Origin of the sequence: Paenibacillus sp. FSL W8-0919, from assembly GCF_038003785.1 — a bacterium.
GTDB lineage: Bacteria > Bacillota > Bacilli > Paenibacillales > Paenibacillaceae > Paenibacillus_AQ > Paenibacillus_AQ lactis.
This window is the reverse complement of the sequence record NZ_JBBOPV010000001.1, coordinates 2,691,130-2,708,347: the sequence shown is the minus strand read 5'-3', so window position 1 is coordinate 2,708,347 and position 17,218 is coordinate 2,691,130. Positions and strand designations below refer to the sequence as shown.

14 protein-coding genes are annotated in these 17,218 nt (G+C 52.9%); 4 read left to right on the top strand and 10 right to left on the bottom strand.

Annotated features, from left to right (window positions below):
- Positions 1-88: 88 nt before the first annotated feature.
- The 4 genes from NST44_RS12080 to NST44_RS12065 form a co-directional block, all read right to left on the bottom strand.
- Positions 89-2,362 (bottom strand): MMPL family transporter, encoded by a 2,274-nt coding sequence (locus tag NST44_RS12080; RefSeq protein WP_340899591.1) that lies wholly within the window; start codon positions 2,360-2,362, stop codon positions 89-91.
- Positions 2,363-2,387: 25 nt separating this feature from the next.
- Positions 2,388-3,479, bottom strand: a complete 1,092-nt coding sequence (locus NST44_RS12075) for an HD-GYP domain-containing protein (protein WP_144868264.1) — start codon at positions 3,477-3,479, stop codon at positions 2,388-2,390.
- Positions 3,480-3,594: 115 nt separating this feature from the next.
- Positions 3,595-4,416, bottom strand: a complete 822-nt coding sequence (locus tag NST44_RS12070; protein WP_340899589.1) for an undecaprenyl-diphosphate phosphatase — start codon at positions 4,414-4,416, stop codon at positions 3,595-3,597.
- A gap of 74 nt (positions 4,417-4,490) precedes the next feature.
- Positions 4,491-5,924: a bifunctional metallophosphatase/5'-nucleotidase gene (locus NST44_RS12065; RefSeq protein WP_210094382.1), complete on the bottom strand. Its 1,434-nt coding sequence runs from the start codon at positions 5,922-5,924 to the stop codon at positions 4,491-4,493.
- Between the two features lie 113 nt (positions 5,925-6,037).
- Between NST44_RS12065 and NST44_RS12060 the strand changes: the two genes are divergently transcribed.
- Complete coding sequence (locus NST44_RS12060) at positions 6,038-6,775, top strand: molybdenum cofactor biosynthesis protein (protein WP_144868268.1); 738 nt, start codon at positions 6,038-6,040, stop codon at positions 6,773-6,775.
- A gap of 86 nt (positions 6,776-6,861) precedes the next feature.
- Entirely contained in the window at positions 6,862-7,908 is a 1,047-nt protein-coding gene (locus NST44_RS12055) for an HD-GYP domain-containing protein (RefSeq protein WP_144868270.1), read from the top strand.
- Between the two features lie 402 nt (positions 7,909-8,310).
- Here NST44_RS12055 and sufB read toward each other — a convergent pair whose 3' ends face one another.
- The 6 genes from sufB to NST44_RS12025 form a co-directional block, all read right to left on the bottom strand.
- Complete coding sequence (gene sufB, locus NST44_RS12050) at positions 8,311-9,708, bottom strand: Fe-S cluster assembly protein SufB (protein WP_077567779.1); 1,398 nt, start codon at positions 9,706-9,708, stop codon at positions 8,311-8,313.
- A gap of 35 nt (positions 9,709-9,743) precedes the next feature.
- Positions 9,744-10,163, bottom strand: coding sequence for a Fe-S cluster assembly sulfur transfer protein SufU (gene sufU, locus NST44_RS12045; RefSeq protein ID WP_007127365.1), 420 nt, complete (start codon positions 10,161-10,163; stop codon positions 9,744-9,746).
- The gene (locus NST44_RS12040) at positions 10,153-11,373 is read right to left on the bottom strand and encodes a SufS family cysteine desulfurase (RefSeq protein WP_144868272.1); all 1,221 of its coding nucleotides are present in this window, start codon (positions 11,371-11,373) and stop codon (positions 10,153-10,155) included. Before NST44_RS12040 ends, sufU begins: the two co-directional genes overlap by 11 nt.
- Positions 11,370-12,674: a Fe-S cluster assembly protein SufD gene (gene sufD, locus NST44_RS12035; protein WP_144868274.1), complete on the bottom strand. Its 1,305-nt coding sequence runs from the start codon at positions 12,672-12,674 to the stop codon at positions 11,370-11,372. Before sufD ends, NST44_RS12040 begins: the two co-directional genes overlap by 4 nt.
- Positions 12,675-12,696: 22 nt before the next feature.
- Positions 12,697-13,479, bottom strand: a complete 783-nt coding sequence (sufC, locus tag NST44_RS12030; protein WP_007127362.1) for a Fe-S cluster assembly ATPase SufC — start codon at positions 13,477-13,479, stop codon at positions 12,697-12,699.
- A gap of 554 nt (positions 13,480-14,033) precedes the next feature.
- Positions 14,034-14,510, bottom strand: coding sequence for a Dps family protein (locus tag NST44_RS12025; RefSeq protein WP_007127361.1), 477 nt, complete (start codon positions 14,508-14,510; stop codon positions 14,034-14,036).
- A 314-nt stretch (positions 14,511-14,824) separates the two neighbouring features.
- On the opposite strand from NST44_RS12025, the gene mtnK reads away from it, so the two are divergent.
- Together mtnK and mtnA are read left to right on the top strand one after the other, a co-directional pair.
- Complete coding sequence (mtnK, locus tag NST44_RS12020; protein WP_213613679.1) at positions 14,825-16,048, top strand: S-methyl-5-thioribose kinase; 1,224 nt, start codon at positions 14,825-14,827, stop codon at positions 16,046-16,048.
- Positions 16,045-17,124: an S-methyl-5-thioribose-1-phosphate isomerase gene (mtnA, locus tag NST44_RS12015; RefSeq protein ID WP_028403845.1), complete on the top strand. Its 1,080-nt coding sequence runs from the start codon at positions 16,045-16,047 to the stop codon at positions 17,122-17,124. The genes mtnK and mtnA overlap by 4 nt, the downstream gene beginning before the upstream one ends.
- The last annotated feature ends 94 nt before the right edge of the window (positions 17,125-17,218 follow it).

Sequence of the window (17,218 nt, the reverse complement as noted above, 5' to 3'; positions counted from 1 at the left end):
CTTTATGTACCCGGACGGCTGACAGTTCATGGTTCATTATATGATTATAGCATATCTGTATAGAAGGTCTCTGCATGTACCTGTATCGTTATTGGGCTGGTTTCTGTTCCGGCCCCGGCTCCAGCGGGTCCTCCGCAGTCGTTACTGCCATCCTCCTCGGCAGCAGCCAACGCGGGCTCCACCAGTTGGCCTTCCCGAGCAGCTTCATAAACGCCGGTACGAGCAGCACCCGAATGATGGTCGCGTCCAGAAGCACCGCAACCGTCAGCCCGAGCCCGATCGCTTTCATAACTTCATTGTCCGTAAAAATAAATGCGCCCACGACCACGGCAAGAATCAGGGCCGCGCTCGTAATCAATCCTCCCGTGCTCTCAAGACCTTCGGCTGTGCTGTATTCGTTATCCCCCGTGCGCTCATAATTCTCCATAATGCGGGAGATCATCATGACCTCGTAATCCATGGAGATGCCGAAGACTACGCAAAAGATCAGAATCGGCAGCAGGGCGAAAATCGTTCCCGTGTAAGATACCCCGAGCCAATCCGCACCGATTCCCTCCTGGAACACCCACACCACGACCCCAAGCCCTGCCCCAAGGCTGAGCATATTCATCAGGCTCGCCTTAAGAGGGAGCAGCACGGAGCGAAATGCGATCAGCAGAATCACATACGTCACGGCAAATACAAAGCCCAGCACAAGCACAATGTGTTCCTGCATCTTGTTCATAATATCAAGCTTATAAGCCGGGCTTCCGGTAACATGCGTCACCAGACCCGGCGTATCCATCATTCTCAGATCCCGGACAAGCTGAGCCGTCAATGCATGCGCCTCCCCGTATTCCGGGACTACGGCTACAACCGCCATCTTATCACGAACCAGCCGGTACTGCTCCAGCTGCTCCCGGATATCCGCACGGGACAAATATTTCGCCACTTTCTCTTCCGATCCCCGGCCGATGCTCAGATAGCTGTCAACCTGTTTAACACCAGGCATCATCCGCACTTCGTCCGTATAAGCCTTTAACGCGCGGATGCTTTGGGGATCGTCATAGGCGGCCGGAAGCTCAGCTGCAACCACAATGGAGTTCAACTCGCGTACATCGTATGCGCGCGTCATTAAATCATTGCCGTATCGGGATTCATATTTCGGCGGCAGCACCTCGGCAGCCGGAATGGCGATATTCATGTTTCTTACCGGATAAATGGCTGCCAACAGCAGCGCGATAACAGCTACGGAGATGATGACAGGATGTGCCATCACAAATCGGGAGACATTTCGCCAGAACCCGGACGGAAGGACAACTTCACGGCGCGATCTATATCTTTTCGGAAGGAGGGGCAGGGCGTGGATTCGTTCTCCCAGAATACCGAGCAGCGCCGGCAGGAGCGTATTACCGGCAAGAACCGATACGACCACGACCGTAATGCCTCCGATGCTGAAGGAGCGGAAAATCGGCAGATCAATAAAGCTCATCGCCGCAAATCCGATCAGAACGGCTCCCCCGGAGAACATCACCGCTTTTCCGGCTGTCGCGCAGGTAATCGCCAGGGCCTTCTCCACGTCCCCGTTCCTGAGCTCTTCCTTGAAACGGCTAACAATAAGCAATGCATAATCAATGCCCACGGCCAATCCCAGCATCGTAACGGCATTCGGCAGAAAATTGCTGATCGACCCGTCCGCCAGCGCCAGGAAATACAAAGCTCCCATCGTGGTCGCGACGCTCACCAGCCCGGCGATCAGCGGGAGAACTGCAGCCGTCCATGTGCCAAAGACCACTAGAAGGATTAGCAGCGCAGCAGGAATGCCGATGATTTCCGCCCGGATAATATCGCTCTTCACGGCCTCATTCATATCGGCGAATACGGCGGTATTCCCGGTAATATAAGCGTCTGCACCGACAATGTCGGGCACGTTACTGCGGATCTCCCCAAATCGCCGGAGCGCTTCCGACGCGTCCAGATTCAGAAGCACCTTCACCGCAACGATATGGTCCTCGCCGGTTTGGCGTGAGGACGTATTCATATAGATATCCCTAACATACGGAAGTGACCGCAGCGGCGCCAGCTCCTCCAAAATTCGCTTCTGCGCCGTCCCGGCCGTCAAATTCTCTTTCGTCCTGCTTACCACTACAATATCGAGGGACGCCGCAGACAGTCCGAGCCCCTCTTCAAGCTTCTCGAGCCCGACCTGTGAAGGGCTGTCCTTCGGCGTAAAACCGTTATGCTCCAGTATGGAAGGGAGCTTGAGCGCAAACGGAAGCAGCACGCAAAACAAAGCCAACCAGGCAAGAACAATGGCTTTACGGCAGCGGTAAATCTGCTGCCCCCATCTATACAGCGGTGTCGGGTGGCTATCCTGTCTCACGAGTCTACCTCCTAGTTAACAATAATCAGTCCACGTTAGCTTGTCCGATACCGGCAATCATGACGGCCAGTGTTTTGGACAAATCCACTTCATAAGGCGCGGCTAGCGGCACCCCTTCTGCATCCGTTAGCACCCGAACGACCGGACGGTGCGGTACATGGGGATGAACCTTGGAGACAACCCCGCTCTCCCCTGTGTGGAGCTTCACGGTGATCCCGGGTGGGTATATCGCGACCCGATCCCGGAACACTTCGAGAAATTTCTGTTCATACAGCGTCCCCGACCCGGTATACATCACTTCTGCCGCATGATGCGGCAGCAGCGCGGGCTTGTATACCCGCTGTGTCGTCATGGCATCATAGGAATCGGCGATTGCAACCCACTTGGCATAATCGTGAATTTCCGGTCCCTTCAACCCGCGGGGGTAGCCGCTGCCGTCCAGGCGTTCATGGTGGGAGAGCGCGCAGTGCGCCGCCATTAGCGGAATGTTGGGCTCGTTCTTTAGAATCTGATAACCGAGCTCCGTATGTCTCTGTACTTCGCGAAACTCCTCCAAACTCAGACGTCCCGGCCGCTGCAGCAGCGACTGGGATATTCTGGTCTTGCCTATATCATGGAGGAGTGCCCCGAGACTCAGCACCCGGAGCTCCTCACGGCTGTAACCGAAGGATAAGCCCAGCACCGTCGTATACAAGCATACGTTTAATGAATGGCGATACAAATTGTAATCATTGGTGTTCATATCGGTCAGCAGCACCATACATTCCTCGTGCTCCGACAGTTCATCCATTATCGCTTCCATGACGCCGGAAAAGGCCTTTCCCAGATGGAGAAAGCTTCCTCCCAGATCCGGACGACTCTCCAATTTTTTGAAATTGCTCCGGATTGACTGAATGGCCCTGAGCCGTGTTTCTTCCGACAGCAGCTCCTGTACCACGATATCCTCTGTCATCGCATCCTGGATATACACATAACTGATCTCCAGCCCGCCAAGACGGCGGATCAGGCGATCCGTCAACTCCACACCTTCGGACAGCAGCACCAGACCGTCACTGTTATATATTTTTTTACCAATTACCATTCCCGGCTTCAACGCATCAATAGGTATTAGACGCAATCCGTCACTTCCTCTGCTATTCGTCACACGTATGGGATTTATGCGCCTGGCCTTTACAGGGTGCTGTACGTAAAAACCGGATGGTTTAGGCTTAACCTGTTCTTTATTCTGTATATTAGTGCATAATAAACAGCCAGAATACGGCAGCCAGAACAAAACGGTAAATCGCAAAATGCGTAAGCCGGATCTTCTGTATAAGCTTCATAAAGGCCAAGACAACAAAATAAGCGACAACAAACGAAACAATAAAACCTGCAATAAATACGCCGATCGTGTCCGACGTAAAGTTTCGGTAAGAATCCAGCAGCTCATAGCCGGACGCGGCACACATAATCGGAATTGCAATCAGAAACGAAAAGTCAGCCGAAGCCTTGTAGCTGACACCGCTGATCATGCCTCCGGCGATGGTGGAGCCCGACCTGGAAAACCCCGGCCACAATACGGATATAATCTGATACAAACCGATCAAAAACGCCTGCTTGTACGTCATATCATCCACATCTTCAGCGGTCAATCGAGCTTTATGTTTATTGTACCACTCCGCGAAAATCATAAAAATGCCCCCTGCGACAAGCGCAAACAAAACGGTCTGAGCATGGAACAGGCTTTTGATGAAATCTCTTGCGAAATAGGCAACAAGCAGCGCCGGGGCAATCCCCAACAAAACGTGGATCAGATTCAGTCTCTTCGGCGCTGCCTTGGCAATCGGCTCGCTGCGGCTCCATCCAAGCAGTGTAAGGATACGGTTCCAGTAGACGATCGCGATCGCCAATATGGCTCCCAATTGGATGACCACCTCGAACGTCTTCATGATGGGCGTCTGATCGTCATATCCGAGCATCTTTGCCGTTAAAATCATATGCCCCGTAGAGGATACCGGGATGAATTCGGTGAAGCCCTCTACAATTCCCAATATGATGGATGTAAGAAAATCCATGTCCATCCCCTTCCTTTAACCTTTGTCCTCCTCATATGTATGCTCGGCCAAAGGAAGTTAGTCGAAGGAGATGTTCAGGATATCCAGCGGGGAACAAGCGTCTCGTCAAGCGATCCGGGTCTTGACAGCTCTTCCCTAAGCAAATCCCGGATAAATTCCGGAAGCATATAAGCCGTGTCCGTACCAAGAGCCAGTGTTTCATAGCCGATCTTGAACGTGAACATGTCCAGCGTGCCTACCCTGTATTCCCGTGTACGCTCGAGCGGCTGTCCGCCCAGCGTAATGCTTGTGATTTTATGGTAAGGCAATCCCGATGGATCATAATGAACCTGTAGTCCGTCCACTGCCAAACAGCCCAATATATAACCGCGAAATCCGAACCCCGTAATCTTCTTGTTGTTAAACTCCAGAAGCAGGCTCTCTTCCAGCGCCTGATAAATATGCTCTCCACGCAGAGTTACGACGCAGGGATTGATCGGGGACGGGCACAGACTGTGCAGCATGCCGGCGCTGATTTCACCCTTCGGAAGCGGTCCGAGCAGCTGCCCGGAATTAACGATGGCAAACTCGGCTCCCGTATGGTGCAGCACCGCCTGGGCGAGCAGATTCGCAAATGGCGATTCCTCTTCGTAATGGATCGGAAGCTTGCGGTCAATGACCGCTACCTGTTCCTGCAGCCGCTGCTCGGCCAGTTCATGATGCCGCATAATCGCCTGCTCGACAATCGGCTCAATCAGCGCTTGATCCACGGAAAGCAGCAGCCCTTCCCTGCTCATAAATCGATCATTCTCACTGCTCCGCTCCATGACTAGCCGACCGACATAATTCCCGAATTTTCCGGCACCGCATATGACGGTGCCACCGATGACAAGCGGGTCCTCGAGCACATGATGGGTATGACCGCCCAAAATAATATCGATGCCTTCAATGTTTTCCGCCAATCGTTTATCCGTCGTTAAACCGAGGTGCGACAGTACAATGACGAGATCGCATCGATCCGACAGCAGCCGTACCTGCTCCGCGATCGCTTGATCCGGGTCGGAAGCCTCCCAGCCCAGCAGCTGATAAAACCCCGCGAAAGCAGCCGTCGCACCGGTGATTCCCACCCGGATGCCTTCCTTCTCAACGACGATGCTCGGCTTCATCCAGCGTGGGGGGGCACCACTCGTGGTCTCGCGGATATTGCAGCAGACGACGGGACATTGAAGACCGGCGTATAGATGTTCCAGCACATCCGCCGGAAAGGTAAGCCCTTCATTGTTGCCGATGGTAATTGCGTCGTATCCTGTCAAATTCATAATATCCACGTTCGCCTGTCCCATCGAGCCTTCCGTCTCGACAGCGGCTCTGTCCATATGGTCGCCTATATCAAGCACCAGCACCGGGCCTTGCGCGGCCGTTCTTTCCCGGGAAATAATAGCCGCCGCGCTACTCATCATTTCAAAATGACTATGTATATCATTTGTATACAGGATTGTAAGCTTCTGGTCATGGCTCTTCTTCAGCATTCAGGCGGCCTCCTCCCATGTTCGTATCACGTGATTTTCCGGTCTTTCAAGCATAACATTTTGACGAGGAATATGGTATATTGTAGCCCAGAAGAATTATGAGGTGATGCAAAATGTCGACGACTATTCCGATCCTATTATTCGCGGGGCTGGCCGATCGAATCGGTTCCGCTTCGCTTGCGTTTTCCGTACCCGCCCTTCCGATTACAGCCGGAGAATTAAAGCACAAGCTTAGCGACGCTTACCCGGACGCCGCACAGCAGATCGCGGTTTCGTTCGTAGCAATCAATCAAGAATATGCGTTGGAGGATCAGCTTATTCAGTCAGGGGATGAGGTTGCTCTGATTCCGCCTGTATCCGGCGGAGACGGTGCCGGGGAGCAGCGCTGCAGAAGCGCTCAGTCCCCCGATGGAACTTGTCTGATCACGTCCGAGAAGCTCTCGGTCGAGGAGACCGTGGCGAAGGTCCATGATGCCAACCATGGCGCAACGCTCTCTTTTATCGGCACGACCCGGGAGATGACCGGAGAGCAACGAACGGTTACGCTAGAGTATGATGCCTATATCCCCATGGCGCTAAAAGAATTGCAGCAAATTTGTCGAGACATTTCCAATCAGTGGCCTGGCACCTTATGCGCGATTTCCCACCGCATTGGCACAGTCGATATTGGTGAAACCAGCGTGGTCATTGCCGTCTCTTCGCCTCATCGAAACGACTGCTATGAAGCAAGCAGGTATGCCATCGAGCAGCTGAAGCGAACCGTCCCGATCTGGAAAAAGGAAATCTGGGATGACGGCTCCGAATGGAAAGGCCCGCAAACTGGCCCATGGGACCCGACTGCTAGGCTATAAGACTTATTCAATCATTGTAAAACCATAATTTTCTTGCTAAGATGGTCTTAACTTTTCATTTATATAAGGGCAAGAGGTGCAATGATTTGAGAGTACATGTCACGGACCTGAGACCCGGCGATCACATCCAACAAGATGCATTCAACAGTAACGGCGTTCATGTTCTTCGCAAAGGAACGATTCTGCGCATGGAGGACATATCCAAGCTCCTTCAGCACGGCATCGATTATATCGATATTTCCCCCCGCCAGCTTGCAGAATCCATCGAGCTGCTATCCGATATCTCGGAATCGTTCCGACAGGTTCAACCGCAGTTCAATCTCGCGTTCGACGGGTGCAGATCCATGTTCGAGGAAGCGGCAATGACGGGAAAGTTTAATGAATCCGTCGTCGACGACACCTTTCATCCGCTCGTCGACTCGCTCAGCGAACAGAAGGACGTGGTTTCTCTCCTGCTTCTGTTTAATGGCAAGGATGATTACACCTACCGCCACTCCATTCAAGTTGGAATGCTGTCCTATTATATCGCCGAATGGATGGGCTATTCTGAGCAGGAAGCGTATGACATCGGCAAAGCCGGCTTCCTCCATGATATCGGAAAGTGCCGAATCCCCCGGGAAATACTCGATAAACCCGGCAAGCTGACACCGGACGAATATGAGCAAGTCAAGCTGCACACCATTTACGGCTACGAAATGATCTATGAATCAACGCAGGACAAAATCACTGCAACCGTGGCCCTCCAGCATCATGAACGGGGCGACGGCTCCGGATATCCGAAAGCGATCGGCGAGGATCAGATCCACCCCTACGCGCAGATTTGCGCAGTCGCCGATGTCTACAGCGCCATGACGACCAACCGGGTGTATCAATCCAAGCAGCAGCTGCTGACCGTTCTGCGGGAGCTCTACGGCCTCAGCTTCGGCAAGCTGAACGGGAAGGCGACTCATGCGTTCATCCGGCAGATGCTTCCATATTTCATCGGTAAAAAAGTCGTCCTGACAACCGGCGAATCAGGCATCATCGTTGCGAATAACCAGTCGGACTACTTCCGTCCCCTCGTTCAAGCCGGAGAGCGCTTTATTGATCTGTCCAAGGAACCGGATACCGAGATCCAGGAGATCTTGCTCTAAAATGAACTCATGCCTTACGTATATACATAAACGAAAATTCCCCGGCGATTGAAACAGCAAATCGTCCGGGGAATTTATTTGTAGAACAGATTACCGCCAAAACATCGTAAAGCAAGCCGTCCCACAGGCTTCCCCGGTTATATACGGAACAAGCTCGCAGTTTATTCGAATGTTGGTAGGTTTGCATTCCTGGAGAAGCCCCGCTCTTTTGTAAGGCTTATTGTCCGAGTAGCGACGATGCACATTCAATGTCTGAAAAAACTCGAAACCACCGCGAAATGAGAAATATTTGCCTCAGCGAATACCTCGCAATAACAGAAAGATGGGCTGCCCAAGATCTGTGATCTCGCGGGCAGCCCATTCTTCGATGTCAGCCTATATTCTAATCCTGCTTGGAAGTTATTAACCGATGGAGCCTTCCATTTCGAACTTGATGAGGCGGTTCATTTCGACCGCATACTCCATTGGCAGTTCTTTCGTGAACGGCTCAATGAAGCCCATAACGATCATCTGAGTAGCTTCGTCCTCGGTAAGACCACGGCTCATAAGGTAGAACAGCTGATCCTCGGATACCTTGGATACCGTCGCCTCATGCTCTAGCGTAATGTTGTCGTTCTTGATCTCGTTGTATGGAATCGTATCGGATGTCGACTCATTATCGAGAATCAGCGTATCGCACTTGATATTCGCCTTCGCGCCTTCGGCGTTGCGGCCGAACGATGCCAGACCGCGGTAGGTTACTTTACCGCCGTGCTTACTGATCGATTTCGATACGATCGTTGAAGTGGTGTCCGGAGCCAAGTGAAGCATCTTCGCACCTGCATCCTGGTGCTGGCCTTTGCCTGCAACCGCGATGGAGAGCACCATGCCTTTGGCGCCGCGTCCTTTCAAGACAACGGCAGGGTATTTCATGGTCAGCTTGGAGCCGATGTTGCCGTCGACCCATTCCATCGTTGCATTCTCTTCCGCAACCGCGCGCTTGGTCACCAGGTTGTAGATGTTCGGCGCCCAGTTCTGGATTGTCGTGTAGCGAACACGTGCATCCTTCTTGCAGATAATCTCGACAACTGCGCTATGAAGCGAGTTCGTGCTGTAGATCGGAGCCGTACAGCCTTCGACATAATGCACGAAGCTGCCTTCGTCGGCAATGATCAGCGTACGCTCGAACTGACCCATGTTCTCGGAGTTGATACGGAAGTACGCCTGCAGCGGAATTTCACATTGCACGCCCTTCGGAACATAGATGAAGCTTCCGCCGGACCATACCGCGCTGTTCAGCGCGGCAAATTTATTATCTGCCGGCGGAACGACTGTTGCGAAGTATTCTCTAAAGATTTCCGGATGCTCTTTCAGAGCGGTATCCGTGTCCATAAAGATAACGCCTTGATCTTCAAGGTCCTTCTGCATGTTGTGGTATACCACTTCGGATTCGTACTGCGCCGATACGCCTGCAAGGAACTTCTGCTCCGCTTCCGGGATCCCGAGCTTGTCGAAGGTTTCCTTAATTTCGGCTGGAACCTCCTCCCAAGTCTTCCCTTGCTTCTCGGACGGTCTTACATAGTACTGGATGTCGTTGAAATCCAGCTCATCGAGATCGCCGCCCCAACGAGGCATCGGCATCTTCTCGAACTGCTCCAGCGCCTTCAGGCGGAATTCCAGCATCCACTCCGGCTCATTCTTGATTTTGGAAATTTCCGTAACGACCTCGCGGGTCAATCCTTTACCAGTTTGAAAAACGGCTTTGTGCTCGTCACGGAAACCATATTTATACTCTTCTAATTCGGGTGCCTTTTTAGCCATTTGACTTACCTCCCTATCGATCTATTGTCATTCGCTTACTTCGCGTCTATTCCTTTTCGGAGTGCGTTCCACGCGAGTGTTGCACACTTAATGCGGGCAGGAAACTTGTTAACACCGGATAGGGCTTCAATATCCTCGTACTCTTCGAATTCAACGTCCTCGCCCTGCATGAGGGAGGAGAACCGGTCCGCCAGGCTCAGCGCCTCTTCGAGCGATTTGCCTTTTACGGCGTCCGTCATCATCGAGGCGGAAGACATGCTGATGGAGCAGCCTTCCCCCGTATATTTGGCATCAGCCACGACCCCGTTCTCAACTTTCAGCTGCAAGGAGATTCGGTCTCCGCACGTCGGGTTGTTCAAATCGACCGTTACCGCGTCGTCCTCGAACTTTCCGCGGTTGCGGGGATTTTTATAATGATCCATGATGACACGTCTGTATAAATCATCAAGTTGCATCGCCAAAATACTCCTTTGTCTGGATTAAGGCGCTAACTAACCGATCAACGTCCTCTTCTGTATTATACAGATAAAAGCTTGCGCGTGCCGTAGAAGATACTTTCAGCCAGCGCATCAGCGGTTGACAGCAGTGATGGCCTGCCCGGATCGCGATGCCCTGCGCATCAAGAACGGTTGCCACATCATGCGGATGAATATCGCCGAGATTAAAGGTAACGATCCCGACCTTGCGCTCGCGCGGGCCGTAAATCGTCACGCCCTCAAGCTCGGACAAACGATTCATCGCATAAGCAGCGAGCTTCTCTTCATGCTGCTCGATGGCATCCATGCCGATCTCCTGAAGGAAATCGATGGCTGCGCCAAGACCGACAGCCCCGGCAATGATCGGCGTTCCCCCTTCAAACTTCCAAGGGAGCTCCTTCCACGTCGACTCATACAAGCCGACATCGTTGATCATTTCGCCGCCAAACTCGATCGGCTCCATTGCCTCCAGCAGCGCCTTCTTGCCGTAGAGCGCCCCGATGCCGGTTGGAGCACACATCTTGTGTCCGGACAAGGCATAGAAATCGCAGCCTATATCCTGAACATCCACCTTCATGTGCGGAGTGCTCTGCGCACCGTCTACAACGATGACGGCACCGTGACGGTGAGCGATTTCGGCTATTTGCTTCACAGGATGGATCACGCCCATGACATTGGAGACATAAGCGATCGCTACCAGCTTCGTACGGTCTGTGACCAACGCCTCGACATCCTCGACGCGAATCGTGCCGTCAGGCTGCAGCGGAATATATTTCAGCGTAGCGCCGGTGGCGATGGCCACCTGCTGCCACGGAATGAGATTGCTGTGATGCTCCATTTCGGTCAGGACGATTTCATCGCCGGGACCGCATACGGAGCGTGCATAAGACGAGGCAACCAGGTTCAGCGCCGTCGTCGTGCCGCGCGTGAAAATAATTTGCTCGGAGCTTTCGGCATTAATGAAACGGGCGACCTTCTCCCGTGCTCCTTCATAGGCGTCCGTCGCACGGCTGCCGAGCGTGTGAACCCCGCGGTGGACGTTGGAGTTCTCCCATTCATAATACCGCTTGACGGCGTCTATTACGACCTTCGGCTTCTGTGAAGTCGCCGCATTGTCGAGATAGACCAGCGGATGTCCGTTGATCTCCTGATGGAGGATGGGAAATTGCTCTCGAATCCGGGCAATCATTGTCCCAGCTTCCTTTCAACGAGCCCCTGCAGCTGGTCACGAAGTCCCTCCAGCGGGATTTCGCTGACGACCGGAGCGAGGAAACCGTAAATGATGAGCGATTCCGCCACCGTGCGTGAAATTCCGCGGGACATGAGGTAGTAAATCTGCTCCTGGTTCACTTGACCGACGGATGCAGCATGACCTGCAGTTACGTCATCCTCATCGATGAGCAGAATCGGGTTGGCGTCGCCGCGCGCTTTCGGGCTAAGCATCAGCACCCGTTCGGTTTGCTGACCGTCAGCCTTCGTTGCACCCTTCTCGATCTTCGTAATCCCGTTAATGATCGCTTGCGCTTCTTCGCGCATGACCGCGCGGGTAATCATCTGGGACGCCGAGCTCTTGCCGAAATGCTTCGCTTGGGTGGTGTAATTGATCTTCTGGGAGCCGGAGCCGACCGCGATGACCTTCGCATCGGATGTCGAACCGTTGCCCTTAAGAACGCTCATCGTATCGCTTGCCGTATCCCCGTCGTTCATCTCTCCGACAATCCATTCGATGGAGCCGTCGTTCTCGACGACCGCGCGGCGATACGTGACGTCCGTTGCTTCAGCAGCCAGCTGATGCACTGATGCATAGCGGACCTTGGCGCCGTTTTTAACGAACACTTCCACCGCTCCGTTATGGGTCACAGAAGCGTTCAACGCATCGGACACGTAGTTATCGACATAAGTGACCATGCTGTTCGCTTCGGCAACGACGAGAATATGCGGAGCAAAGGTTGCACCGGCGTCGTCTGCCAGCAGCACAGCCTGCATTGGAACGTCGACTTCGACATTTTTCGGAACATACAGGAATACCCCGCCGTTCCACACCGCCGCATGCAAAGCCGCCATTGCGTGTTCATCCCGCTTAACCGCTTGATGCAGGTAAGGCTTCACCAAATCCTCGTGCTCTTTAACCGCGGTTTGCAGATCGGTGAAAATCACGCCTTTCGCTGCAAGCTCAGGAGCGAGGCTTACATGGACCGTGCCTGAGTTGCGCTGAATGATCAAGCCGCCCTCACGGGAGCCTTCGACAAGCTTCGCAACATGCTCTGGCAATTCTTCAAAGGAAGCTAGCTTGCTGCTTTCTTTATATTCGCCATAGCTTTGGATGTTCCAGCGCTCGATGCGCTGCTTCTCCAGCTTTGGCAATTCCAACTGGCCAGCCAGTTCCAGAGAAGCCAGACGGCTCTCTGTCAGCCAGGCCGGTTCCTGTTTACTTTCGGACAATGCCTTCAAAGCCTCAGCGTTGACCGGAAGAATGGTTTGTGTAGTCATATCGTTTCCTCCTCCCGTCAATTTACGCGTCTTGACCTACAGTTTCATCGGTAATTCCCAGCTCTTCCTTGATCCAGTCGTAACCTTCGGCTTCCAGCTTCTCGGCCAGCTCAGGACCGCCGGATTTCACGATGCGTCCTTGCATCATAACGTGTACGTAATCAGGAGTAATATAGTTAAGCAAGCGCTGATAGTGGGTAATAATCAAGAAACCGCGCTCTTCCGATTTCATGGCGTTCACGCCGTTTGCCACGATTCTCAAAGCATCGATATCGAGACCGGAGTCGATTTCGTCAAGCACGACAATTTTCGGCTCGAGCATCATCATCTGCAGAATTTCGTTACGCTTCTTCTCGCCGCCGGAGAAGCCTTCGTTCAAGTAGCGGTGAGCGAACTCTGGGTTCATCTCAAGCTCCTTCATCTTGCCTTCCATCTGACGGATAAACTTGATCAGCGAGATTTCATTGCCTTCGCCGCGGCGTGCATTGATGGAGCTGCGCAGGAAGTCGGAGTTCGTTACTCCGGCAATTTCGCTTGGATACTGCATGGCGAGGAACAATCCGGCGCGTGCACGCTCGTCAACCTCCATCTCGAGCAGGTCTTCATCGTTCAGAAGAACCGTACCTTCCGTTACTTCATATTTAGGGTGACCCATCAAAGCGGAAGCGAGGGTACTCTTACCTGTACCGTTAGGTCCCATGATGGCGTGAACTTCGCCGCCTTTCATCTCAAGGTTGATCCCCTTAAGAATTTCCTTCCCTTCGATTTGTGCTTTCAATCCTTCAATGACAAACTTTGTTGACATATTAGATTCCCTCCGTTGAATAGGTAGTGTATTATGGTCCTATATGATAACAGGATTGTACGCCCTGATTTCATAAAAAGAAGCAAGAAAGAAAAGTGATTATTTATTTATAATTATTCTAAACTGATTCTCACTGATTCTCAAGCCATTTTATAATAAAACAGGATGCATTTCAACCGGACAAGCCTTTTACGGCTAAGCGGCAGACTTCCCCTTCATCAAAACAACACCTGATCGTCATAACCTCCGATTATCCTGTAGCATAACCGAAACTAAGGGCACCAATAACCAGCACTTCCCATCAACAATTAAAAAGCAGGCCTGACCCATCGGCGGTCAAACCTGCTTGTTGTTCCCTGTTCATGGCTAGCTGCCATCGAGATGCTGCATGCGTTAAACGCCACAGCACCCGGCGACGGCTTTCACAAACGCTCGTCGCCGGACGGTACAAGTCTAACAGCATGAAGCTTGTGATGCGATTGGCGATCGATTACGATCCTTCTTTATGCCATGAAGAACAGGTGAACTAAACTTCATCCTATGAAACAGCCTCTTTATCCCAAGAAAGAGCGCAGCATCCACATATGCTTCTCAAGGTCGGCCTTAAAGCCCGTGAACATATCCGCCGTCGGGGCGTCGCCTGCTTCCTCGGCCATTTCGATCCCTTCTGCAAGCTCTTCCGAAACCGTGGCAAAATCCTCGATCAGCGCCTGCACCATGCCCTTCGTATCCTCATTGCCGGATGCTTCCTGCACGGTTGCCAGGTCCAGATATTCTTTCATGGTTGCCGCCGGCTTGCCCTTGAGGGCAAGAAGCCGCTCTGCAACCTCGTCCATTTTCAGCGTAATTTCATTATACAGTTCTTCAAACTTCACATGAAGGGAATAGAACTGCTGCCCGGTAACGTACCAATGGTAATTATGAAGCTTCACATAGAGCACGTTAAAGTTTGCAACCTGCTGGTTCAACAGCTGCTCCAGCGAGGAGCTTTTCGTTTTTCCTGCGGATTTGCTAGACGATGTTTTTGCCATGGTTAATCCCTTCCTTTTCTATATATAATGCACCCTGTGGCACGCAAAGGAACGGCCGTCAGCCGTCGGCATCCTTCTGCTGCAAGGCATGCCGCCTTTCACGTAATCCTTCAATTATATAGGAGCACAAATCTGCGCTTGGGCGTCTATTTGTAGTTTACCCCTTGATTCGATATGCGAATCATACTCCTTTCGCATATTCCGCAGCCGTCCAAAAAATTATACAAAATTCGCGAAAAACCGTTATACTAGGTAATACCAAGCAAAAAAGTTGGCTTTAAGTTTTCTTCTATTATATTTGGGGGTGACCATCCATGTCTGCATATCATCCGCTGAGCGCAGAGGAAGCTATACAGTTAGCAAGAAGTATCCCGGGCCGGTTCCCGGAGCATGCCGAGCTGGAGTGCCGGGAAATCGGCGACGGCAATCTGAATCTGGTGTTTCACGTCACCGCCAAAAATACGGCTGATAGTATCATTATCAAGCAGGCCGTTCCTTATGCAAAGGTCGTCGGCGAATCGTGGCCGCTGTCTCTGGACCGTGCGCGAATCGAGCGATTGGCCTTAGAGACCGAGCATAAGATCTGCCCGGAACTTGTACCTGAGGTCTACGGATATTCCGATGAGCTTGCCTATACCGTGATGGAGGATCTGAGCGAATATACGATTATGCGCAGAGGGCTCATCGAAGGCCAAGCCTATCCGAAATTCGCCGAGCATATCGGGGAGTTTTTGGCGAGAACGCTCTTCTACACGTCGGATCTCGGGATGAATCAGCAGGAGAAGAAGGTGCTTGCCGGCCAGTTCGTGAATCCCGATTTATGCAAAATCACCGAGGATCTGATCTTCGAGGATCCTTACCGGAAATCGGACAACAACAATTATTCCGAGGCGATCGAGGATGAGGCGGAGGCGCTTCGTTCCGATACGGAGCTTCACTTCGAAGTCACGCTGCTTCGCCATAAGTTTTTGACGCAGGCGCAGGCGCTGCTTCACGGGGATCTTCATACAGGAAGCATCTTCGTCAAGGCGGATTCGACCAAGGTCATCGACCCGGAATTCGCCTTCTTCGGGCCTATGGGATTCGATATCGGCGCGGTCATCGGCAATCTGCTGCTCAACTATGCGTCGCAGATCGGATGGTCCTCGGATGAGCAGACACGGGCTGCCCGTGAAGCAAGACTTATTGAGATGGCGCGGGGCGTATGGACGCATTTCGAGAGCGGTTTCCGCCTGCTCTGGAATGAAGGTCTGCAAGACGAGATGTCCCGTACGGCAGGCTATCAGGATTATTACATTTCCCAGATTCTAAAGGATACCGCCGGATTTGCCGGCTGCAAAATGATACGGCGCATCGTAGGCCTGTCTCACGTGGCCGATATCGACACGATCCCGGGCGACAAGGGCAGGGAAGCGGCTCAGCGTAAAGCATTGGCAATCGGCAAGAGCCTGGTGCGGCACCACCGCTCCATTCAATCCATTGATGATATCGTAACATTGGTCGAACAAGCATCCCAAGGAAATGAGGTATCGATATGAGCGGTATGACCACCGATAATTCCACCACCCATGAACCGCTAAGCTCCGTATATTGGGGCGGAGACCACCTGGTATTGTTAGACCAGCGGCTTCTGCCCGAAGAAATCGTCTATCTGAAGCTCTATACCCCCGAGGAAGTCTGGGAAGGCATTCATTCCATGAAGGTTCGGGGCGCGCCGGCGATCGGCATCGCGGCCGCCTTCGGAACTGTGCTTGGAGGACTCCGTTATGAAGGCAGCGATGCCGGCGGATGGCTCGAGCAGGTTGTCAAGACGAGCGAATACCTGGCCACCTCCAGACCGACAGCCGTCAACCTATTCTGGGCGCTGGACCGGATGAAGCTTGCCGCGGCCAAGCTCGCTGCGGACGGCCTCGATATCAGCGGGCTGAATGCGGCATTCCTGGCAGAAGCAGAAGCCATTCGCGCGGAGGACGAGGATGTTTGCCGCCGAATCGGCGAGAACGCGCTGCCGTTCTTCAAAGACGGCATGGGCATCCTTACGCATTGCAACGCAGGCGGCTTGGCAACGGCCAAATACGGTACCGCGCTGGCGCCGATGTACCTTGCCCATGAGCAGGGCATGAAGATCAAGGTGTTCGCGGACGAGACCCGTCCCGTGCTGCAAGGCGCGCGGCTGACCGCCTTCGAGCTGCAGCAGGCCGGCATCGACGTAACCCTCTTGGCGGACAACATGGCTGCCATGGTCATGTCCAAGGGGTGGGTGCAGGCGGTTATCGTCGGAACGGACCGCGTCGCCGCGAACGGCGATGTCGCCAACAAGATCGGCACTTATGGCGTAGCCGTTCTGGCGAAGGCGCACGGCATCCCGTTCTATGTAGCCTGCCCGTTATCTACGATTGATCTGGAGACGCCTACCGGCGCCGATATTCCGATCGAGGAGCGACCGGCGGAGGAAATCACCGAGGGCTTCGGCAAGCGCACGGCTCCGCAAGGCGTAAAGGTGTATAACCCGGCCTTCGACGTAACGCCGCACGAATACGTCACCGCGATCATTACCGAGAAGGGCGTTGTACAGGCGCCATATCACGAAAATTTGAAGAAGCTGTTCGAATAGCTGCAGCTTAATCACTAACAAAACGGACACCACGATGATCGGTGTCCGTTTTTTATGTTACGATCCTGACACTCTCGATGCCCTGGGAAAGGAG

What these genes read in the sequence shown, in the direction of transcription:
- NST44_RS12025 (WP_007127361.1), bottom strand. Translation starts at nt 14,510, where the DNA reads ATGGCAAAAACATCGTCTAGCAAATCCGCAGGAAAAACGAAAAGCTCC.
- mtnA (WP_028403845.1), top strand. Translation starts at nt 16,045, where the DNA reads ATGAGCGGTATGACCACCGATAATTCCACCACCCATGAACCGCTAAGC.
- sufC (WP_007127362.1), bottom strand. Translation starts at nt 13,479, where the DNA reads ATGTCAACAAAGTTTGTCATTGAAGGATTGAAAGCACAAATCGAAGGG.
- sufU (WP_007127365.1), bottom strand. Translation starts at nt 10,163, where the DNA reads ATGCAACTTGATGATTTATACAGACGTGTCATCATGGATCATTATAAA.
- sufB (WP_077567779.1), bottom strand. Translation starts at nt 9,708, where the DNA reads ATGGCTAAAAAGGCACCCGAATTAGAAGAGTATAAATATGGTTTCCGT.
- NST44_RS12040 (WP_144868272.1), bottom strand. Translation starts at nt 11,373, where the DNA reads ATGATTGCCCGGATTCGAGAGCAATTTCCCATCCTCCATCAGGAGATC.
- sufD (WP_144868274.1), bottom strand. Translation starts at nt 12,674, where the DNA reads ATGACTACACAAACCATTCTTCCGGTCAACGCTGAGGCTTTGAAGGCA.
- mtnK (WP_213613679.1), top strand. Translation starts at nt 14,825, where the DNA reads ATGTCTGCATATCATCCGCTGAGCGCAGAGGAAGCTATACAGTTAGCA.
- NST44_RS12060 (WP_144868268.1), top strand. Translation starts at nt 6,038, where the DNA reads ATGTCGACGACTATTCCGATCCTATTATTCGCGGGGCTGGCCGATCGA.
- NST44_RS12070 (WP_340899589.1), bottom strand. Translation starts at nt 4,416, where the DNA reads ATGGATTTTCTTACATCCATCATATTGGGAATTGTAGAGGGCTTCACC.
- NST44_RS12065 (WP_210094382.1), bottom strand. Translation starts at nt 5,924, where the DNA reads ATGCTGAAGAAGAGCCATGACCAGAAGCTTACAATCCTGTATACAAAT.